The sequence below is a fragment of the Ilumatobacter sp. genome, assembly GCF_049588435.1.
Lineage (GTDB): Bacteria > Actinomycetota > Acidimicrobiia > Acidimicrobiales > Ilumatobacteraceae > Ilumatobacter_A.
On record NZ_JBAVYV010000396.1, the window covers coordinates 1 to 7,858 of the forward strand.

5 protein-coding genes are annotated in these 7,858 nt (G+C 68.7%); 1 reads left to right on the plus strand and 4 read right to left on the minus strand.

The window, feature by feature from the left end; translation table 11 throughout:
* The 3 genes from WBV89_RS15245 to WBV89_RS15255 form a co-directional block, all read right to left on the minus strand.
* The coding region (locus WBV89_RS15245) for a UvrD-helicase domain-containing protein (protein ID WP_423982205.1) at window positions 1-2,129 on the minus strand (2,129 nt) is incomplete at its 3' end.
* Window positions 2,122-5,172, minus strand: a complete 3,051-nt coding sequence (locus WBV89_RS15250) for a PD-(D/E)XK nuclease family protein (RefSeq protein WP_423982206.1) — start codon at window positions 5,170-5,172, stop codon at window positions 2,122-2,124. The genes WBV89_RS15250 and WBV89_RS15245, both read right to left, overlap by 8 nt.
* Before the next feature lie 64 nt (window positions 5,173-5,236).
* On the minus strand, window positions 5,237-6,151 hold the full coding sequence (locus tag WBV89_RS15255; protein WP_423982207.1) for an LLM class flavin-dependent oxidoreductase: 915 nt from the start codon (window positions 6,149-6,151) through the stop codon (window positions 5,237-5,239).
* Window positions 6,152-6,253: 102 nt separating this feature from the next.
* Here WBV89_RS15255 and WBV89_RS15260 point away from each other — a divergent pair, with 102 nt between their 5' ends.
* Window positions 6,254-7,168, plus strand: coding sequence for a GNAT family N-acetyltransferase (locus WBV89_RS15260; RefSeq protein ID WP_423982208.1), 915 nt, complete (start codon window positions 6,254-6,256; stop codon window positions 7,166-7,168).
* Between the two features lie 195 nt (window positions 7,169-7,363).
* Here the strand turns inward: WBV89_RS15260 and WBV89_RS15265 are convergent.
* Window positions 7,364-7,858, minus strand: a 495-nt coding sequence (locus WBV89_RS15265) for a hypothetical protein (RefSeq protein WP_423982209.1), incomplete at its 5' end; no start/stop codon positions are given.

The following is a 7,858-nucleotide window of genomic DNA, read 5'->3' on the forward strand; positions in this document are numbered from 1 at the left end:
GCCCAGGCCCGCGCCTGATCGATCACGAAACGCAAGCGGCGCCAGACGTCTCGAGCGTCGGCGCTTCCGAGCGCGACGTCGAACACGCGCCGTTCCTCGACGACCACGCTCAGCAGATCTGCCGCGCCGAGCCGCGGGACGCGCTCGTTGATCGAACGGACGTGACGGAGCGCATCGGCGACCGGATGGTCGACGAGATCGTCGGGCGGCGTGGAGAAGATCCCCCACGTGCCTCCGTGGCGTTTCCACTCCCAGAGCTCGACGTCGCTGCAGCCGTACACCGGGGATCGCAGCGCGGCGATGAGCGCGAGTTCGTCGGTGGGGTCATCGGCGGCGCGCAGGGTCATCAGCAGGTCGCGGACCTCGGACGTCGCATAGACCACCGAGGCGTTCTCGGCCCGGTACGGGACCGCCACGGAGCGGAGCGCGGTTTCGAGCGCGGGCAGCGACAGGCGCGTCGGAAGCAGGATGCAGATGTCTCCCGGTCGACACGCGCGCAGCTCCTTGGTCTGCTCGTCGACGACCGTCCAGCCCTCGGCGAGCGCGGTCGTCACGGCACCGACGACATCGACGGCTTCGCGACGACGCAGTTCGTCGGCGCGGCCCGTGGTTCCCTCCCACGACTTGTCGGCGAGATCGGCGTGGTGCTCGGCTCCGAGCACGCTCACGGTCCCGTGCTCGAGCAGGTGGGTGGAGCGGCACGCATCGAGCGATTGGAAGGCGGGCTGCGTGTCGACCGCTTCGGCGATGATGCGGTCGAAGACGTCGTTGGTGAAGTCGATCACCGCCGTCGTGGACCGGAAGTTCGCGCTGAGCCGGGCGGTGTCGGCGCCGACCTGATCGGCGGCGCGCAGGTACTGCTTGATGTCGGCGCGTCGGAAGCGGTAGATCGACTGCTTCGGATCGCCGACGATGAACAGCCGACCGTGGAGCGGCGTGAGTTCTCGCCAGTCGGTCTCCTGCAGCGGATCGGATGGATCCGAGGTCAGGCGAACAGCGATTTCGAGCTGGATCGGATCGGTGTCCTGGAACTCGTCGAGCAGGACCCGCCGGTACCGGTCGTGGAGGGCCGCGCGAACCTCGGAGTCGGTGGTGAGCATTCGACGTGCCCGCACCAGGAGGTCGTGGAAGTCGAGCACGCCCGCGTCGACGCGACGCTCGGCTGCGTGCAGGACGAACCGTCCACAGATCGCGCCGGCGAGGCGCTTGCGATACCGCCGGACGTGATCGAGCGTGGCGCCGATCGTGTCGGAGAGGTCCGCCTCACGGTCGCGGAGTTCGTCGAGAGCGTCGACGCCGAGGTGCTTCCATTTCCCCTTCGCACCCTTGCGCTCGGGGTTGCCGATCGATTTCTGCAGTGCGACGAGGAGCTCGAGTTGGACCGAGAGCTGGTCGGTCGACCCGAGTTCGACGGCGGCGTCGGCGATCTTGGCGACGAGCGCGGCCTGGGAGTCGTCGGGTGGGGTGTCGGCGCGTCCGATGTCACGTGCGACGTCGATGATCGGATCGAGGTGGACCACGAGCGGACCGGGGTCCGACCGGTCGACGATCGTCTCGACGAGGTCCCAGTTGTAACGGAAGTCGGTCGCGACGCGCCGCAGGTCCTTGTCGACACCGAAATTCTCGAACTGACACAACTCGAAGAGCACGCGGCCGCCGTCGAGGGGACTGCTGGGTGAGGGTTCGGACAGCAGCGCGTCGAGGAGCTCGTTCCATTCGTCGTCGAAACGCAGGTTGCTCTCGAGCTCGTCGAGCACGCCGAACCCGGGTGGGAGCCCGGCTTCGATCGGGAAATCGTTGAGGATGCGGCGCGCGAACGCGTGCAGGGTGCCGATGGGTGCGTGGTCGAGGTCGTGGAGCGCCCGTTGCGCCTCGGGGGAGGTGCGCTCGCCGAGTTCCTCGCGGATGCGCGTTCGCAGTTCGGCTGCTGCCTTCTCGGTGAACGTGATCGCGGCGATGGTGTCGATCGTGATGCCGGACTCGACGAGGTTGACGACGCGGGCGACGAGGGACGACGTCTTGCCCGCACCGGCACCGGCCTCGACGAACAGGGTCGTCTCGAGGTCGGTCTGGATCCGGGAACGATCGGTCTGGTCGGGCGGGAGCCGAAGAGTCGCGGTCTCAGTCATCGGTGTTCTCGCTGTCGTCGTCGGTGTCGCCGAACCACCGGGCGATGCGGCTGTCGTTGCGCTTGGCGGTCCAGCGCTCGAAGGCGTCGGTCGTTCCGAGTTCGTCGGGCTCGCAGTACACGCACGGCGTGTAGACCCGGAAACCCGGCGCCTCGGGAACCTGCGGGAACCAGCCGGACTCGATCCCGTCGACGACGTCGCTCAGCTCGGAGCGCACGATCGACCAGACCTCGTCGTCGAAGTCGATTCCGAGGCGGGCGTAGCGTCCGCGGTCGAACATCGAGTATTCGGCTCGGATTCGGGTCGACGCCGGATCGTCCGCTGCACCGACGAAGGCGAGTGCGGCAGCCGCGTAGGCGGGAAGCTGGAACGCCGAGCCGGCGAGCGTCGGGTCGGTCTCGGTGAGCTTCTTGAACGTGTCGGCCTTCCCCGTCTTGTGATCGGTGACGATCAGGCGCCCGTCGGCCCACCGGTCGAGTCGGTCGATCGAGCCGTGGATCGGCAACTGGCGTCGATCGGAGAGGTCGAGCACGATCTGCATCGGGACGTCGGCGTCGCGGTCGGGGAACCGGTGCTCGGAGGCGAGAATCGTGACGCCGTTCGCTCGGATGATGTCGCTGTCGTGGCGGAACCACCCGAGCAGATCGCGATGCATCCGGGCTCGCTCGGACGCCCACGTGGCGGGGCGGCCGGTCCGACCGGTGCGTTCGGCCTCGGTGCACATCTCGTCGAAGTGTCGTTCGAGCGCGTGCCGGTGCTCGTCGGTCCATCCCGTGTCCGTCGGTTGCGGCAGGACGCCGCTCAGCACGTCGCGATGGAGCGCGTCGAGCACGTCGTGCTGGACGAGCCCGCGATCGAGCGCGTTGATGCTGATCTGGCTGTCGGGTTCGTCGATCGCGTTGACCCCGAGCAGATAGCGAACGAAATACGCGTGCGGACACGACGCCCACGTCTGGATCTGCGTGGGCGAGACGAGACGCGCATCCGCGGGGACCGCTCCGGTCGCTCCGGACAGGATGGGAACGTCGACGGCGGACAGGTCACCGTCGAACTCGCTGAGGTCGAGGTCGGCACGCGCGCCGACGAGCGTCAGACCCCGTCGGGTGGCCGCGTCGTCGACCACCTGGGCATCGAGGTGGGTGAGCGGCCCGGACCCGGCTGTCCGGCGCAGCCGGTCACGGAGCCGCCGCTCCCGCTCGCCCGGTGCGAAATCGATCTGCTGGATCCCGACGAACGACGAATCGATCTCGTCGATCCGGTCGTGCTCGACGTGGGCGAGCCAACGGGTCGGCTGATTCGTCGTGGTGGCGCGCAGATCGCCGCGCGGCAGCGTGACGACGGTGTGCGCCGACGAGATCGTGGCGATGAACTCGTGGTGCAGGCGGCGTGCTCGTTCGTCGTGCGACGCGAGCCCGGCGCGCTCGCGGTCGACCGAGCTGAGCAGCGGGTCCGCTCGTGGGCCGGGTGGGAGGAGGCCCTCGGCTGCGCCGAGCACGATCGCGACGTCGATGACCATCCCGCCGGCCGAGGCGAGCGTACCGATCGCGACGCCGGTGCCGATCCGACCGTCGCGCACTCCCACGTCGTCGAGTTCGTTCTCGAGGACGGTCCGGAATTCGGATCGGGTGACTGGATCGGACACCGAATCGAGCGATTTCAGCCGCTCGAGCGCGCTCATCAACGCCTCCCACGCCCGGTACTCGGCATCGCTGAGGTGAGCGATCGCCCCCGTCCCGAGCCAGGTGTCGAGTTGGGTGGTGCACCATTCCACCCACTCGCTCCACGGTCGAGTGGCCTGAGGATGTCCGAGGGTGGTACGCAGTTCGGCGATGAACTCGAGCAACGACGTCGCGGGCGGGCCCCAGCGCTCGTGGCCGGTCAGCGCGGAGAGGCGCGGGATCCAGTCCTCGTCCCGGCTCACGCCGGCGCGACGGCTCACGCGTTCCCATTCGGCCGTGGGCCGATTGCGGCCATCCGGTCCTCGCGCCGGGACGTCGGCGAGCAACTCGAACAGCGGACGACGTTGGAGGCCGCGCCGGTCGACGTCGAGGAGATCGAGCAGGAGGCGCGCCGCGATGCGCTCGGTGAGTTCGGTCCCGCCGCGCCCGTTCCACGCGATTCCGTCCGCAGCCAGATGATGTTCGACGAGGCGGGCGTACGGCCGTTGACCGGGCCAGAAGACGGCGATGCGCTCGAACGGGACCGGGGTACCCGTGAGTTCGCCGCGAGCGGCTTCGACGATCGTGCGTACCGCGATGCGCACTTCGTCGTCGGCGTCGGTCGTGGAGACGATGCGTGCCGGCGTTGCGGGCCGCACACCGGCGGACGGGGCCGGCCGAGGGATCTGCAACTGGTCGAGTACGCGATGCTGCTCGTGGTCGGCGGAGTCGTCGCCGGTGAAGGCCACGACGACGGCGACCGGACTCGCTGCGGCGAGCTGCTCGACGAACGCCTGACTCAGTGCATCGAACGGTGCCGGAAGGTGGAGAACGAGCCGTTCCAGGCCGGCGACCGGTTCGGAGCGGAGCCGCTCGGTCGCACCGGCCAGCAGGTCGGCCTCGTCGTACCACCGGCGTTGCAGGATGCGCGTGACCGCACGGCTCACGCGAACCGCCTCCCGACCGCGTCCGCTCTGTGCGAGGCGTTCGGCGCCCTCGTCGCCCGCCAGGCGCAGCTCCTGGTGCAGCTCGCGCAGGGCGACGACGGTTGCCGGGTGGTGCGCGACGGCCGCGTAGCTCCCGGGTGCCTCGTCGAGCACACGGCGCACGGTCAGTTCGAGCAGCGGGGTGGACACCGGTTGGCGATCGGCATGCGCGAGGCCGGGCCCGGCGAGGAGTTCGGCGAGCCGGTTGAGCGTGATCATGTCGACGCCGAGGATTCCGGGGCCGCGACCGAGCGAGCGGCGGGCCATCACGCCCGACACGTTGGTCGGGACGACGACGGTCACCGGAGCGAGGCGATCGGATCCCTTGGCCTGGTCGATGGCGCGACCCAGCGTCACGATCACGTCGGAGGGGGCGCATGCCATGAGCTCGAATGCCACGGACCCATCGTAGGGATGGGGTACTTCAGAGATGGCTGGTCGACGATTCGAGCGCCGGCGGAGGTCAGATCAGGGCCGAGAGCGCAGGGGCCAGGCGTTCGAGCGTCGCCATCGTGTTCGGATACGGGACGATCTCGACGCGGGTCACTCCGACCGAGGAGAATTCGGCGAGCGTTTCGATGATCTGGTCGTTCGAGCCGGTGATGGCAACGCCGAAACCGATGCTCTCGGCGACATCGGCATCACCCGGCTCGACGAAGACGCCGACCGAACGACCGATCGTGGCCGGGTCACGGCCGATCGATTCACAGATCTGATCGAGCTGATGAGTCAGGGGCTCGAACGCACTCGGAAGGCTCGACGTGGTCGCGAACGCGCTCCAGATGTCGGCGTGTGTGGCGCTGAGCGTCATCGTGCGCGGCGCGTGCCCACCGAGCATCAGCGGCACCTGGCCGGGGCGGGGGCCCTGGGGTACGACCTCGGCGCCTTGTGCTCGATGGAATTCGCCCTCGAAGGTCACCGTCTCGCCGCGCAGCATCGGTACGACGATCTCCAACGACTCGGCGTAGCGCGACACCGTCCTGCCGCCTGGGTAGCCGAACTCAGCTGCTCCACCGCCGTCGTGACCTGCGCCCAGCCCGAGGACGAAGCGTCCGCCCGAAATCTCGTCGAGCGTCTCGGCCGCGTTCGCGATCATGGCGGGATTGCGCTGAAGCGCCGAGAGCACCCACGTACCCACCTGGATCGACGACGTACGGGCAGCGACCGCACCGGTCATGGCCAAGCACTCCCACCAGCCTCGAGGGCCGGACCACTCCGGGAAGCGCCACACGATCTCATCGGCCGTCCACACCGTGTCGAGCCCGATCGCTTCGGCCTGCGTGGCGAGTGCGACGATCTCGGTCCAGCGGGGCGTGGAACCATCGACCGGTTGCTCCAGCAACGGCAACACGAGACCGAACCCGAGATCGCTTCCCACGAGCACAAGGTAGTGCGGCGCCATCTCATCGCAGAGCAGGCCTCGGCACCGCCGAGAACTCCGTCGACCAAGCCGCCCACCTGTCGCGTAGCGTGCGAGGCGATGTCAGGCGCAGCTGATCGCACCCCCGTCTTCGATCGGGCTGCGGAGTTCGTCTCCGAGATGTGGAGTCACAGCGGCCCTGGTTCCGAGATGCACGTCGGCGATCTCGTCTGGGGGACGTTTCACCGCTGGCCGAGCGCCGTCGAAGCGGTGCGCCTGTGGCCCGACAGCGTGGGGCAGACCCAGGTGCTCACGATGTTCGACGGCTCAGGCGTGTGCGATCTCGTGGTGCGTCCCGGACCGGCGGGCCTCGAGGCGGCCGCGCGGGCGTTGGAATGGGCGGAGAGGGCAAGCGCTGCGACTGTGGTCGGTTCCGAGCCGTTCGAACTCCGCGTCGGCCGACGACTGCAATCCACCGAAGTCGTCGAACTCCTCCGTGCGAGAGGATTCGAGCGCCGCTCCATCGGTGTTCCTGCGATGAGCCGAACGATTGCGGACGCGGATGTCGCTTCACCCACGATTCCCCGCGGGTATGCAATTCGCGAGCTTCTCCCGGACGATCTCGCGTCGCGTGTCCAGTGCTTCGAGGCCGCCTTCCCGGGACGAGAACTCTGTGTCGACGCCTACCGGGCACTGCGAGCTTGTCCGACATACGTCCCGCGTCTCGATGTCGTCGCGACCTCACCTTCGTCGGAGGTCGCAGCGTTCGCAACAATGTGGCTGGACCCGTACAACGGCGTCGTCCAGATCGAACCAGCCGGCTGCCACCCCGACCACCGTCGCCTCGGCCTCACACGAGCGGTCATCCTCGAGGCCCTCCGCGAGTCGGTCGAGCTCGGCGCGTCTGGCGCGCTCGTCCGGCACGTCAGCACCAATACCGCTGCCCACGCGCTCTACGCATCGTGCGGGTTCACCACGAGCTGCGAGCACAACGGTTTCGTCAAGACGATTCCGCGAGCCGACTTCGATCGCTGATCTCGTCAATCCGAACGCGGAACGGAGACGTGGACCGCGGCGGTCACGGACTCATCGAGCACGTCTTGCGTCGTCGTGCTCGGCGATCACGACACCACCTCCACCCGGGTAGACGTGGCGAGCGACCGTTCCTGCGACTTCACCTGGCCCACCGAACGGTTTCATCAGGTCGGCGGTATCGCGGAGCTTCCGGGCTCACGGGAGCCGGAGGGTGCGGCAGCCGAGGTCGTCCCGCATCCGTTCCTCGGCGCGGTGTGCGACATCGGGATTCGCTGCGAGCGCCACCACCGCTCCTCCGGATCCGGTGTAGTTCGCGGATGCGCCGTGGGAGCGGGCGGCATCGATCATCTCGACGTGCGCCGGATCGAGTGACATCACCGAGGCGCGTGCGTCGAAGGTCGCATCCATCGCCTGCCCGAGTGCAGCTGAGTCGCCGGCATCGATCGCCGCGACGGCGCGTCGAGCTGCCGTGGCCGCCCGCTTCATCGCTTGGACGACTGGCCGATCGGAGGCGCTCACACCGCTGTGAACGGCCCCGCTGTCCCCGGCGGTCTCGGGTCGGTAGGCGACGAACATCGCACCGGGAACCGGCCCGAGCCGACGGTACGTGCCGGCCTCCAATCCGCCCACGGTGCGAAGGTGGGTCGGTCCGAACTCCATCGCCACGGTTCCACCGAGGGACTGGACCAC

Coding starts and splice junctions, on each gene's coding strand:
- WBV89_RS15260 (WP_423982208.1), top strand. CDS start 6,254: ATGTCAGGCGCAGCTGATCGCACCCCCGTCTTCGATCGGGCTGCGGAG.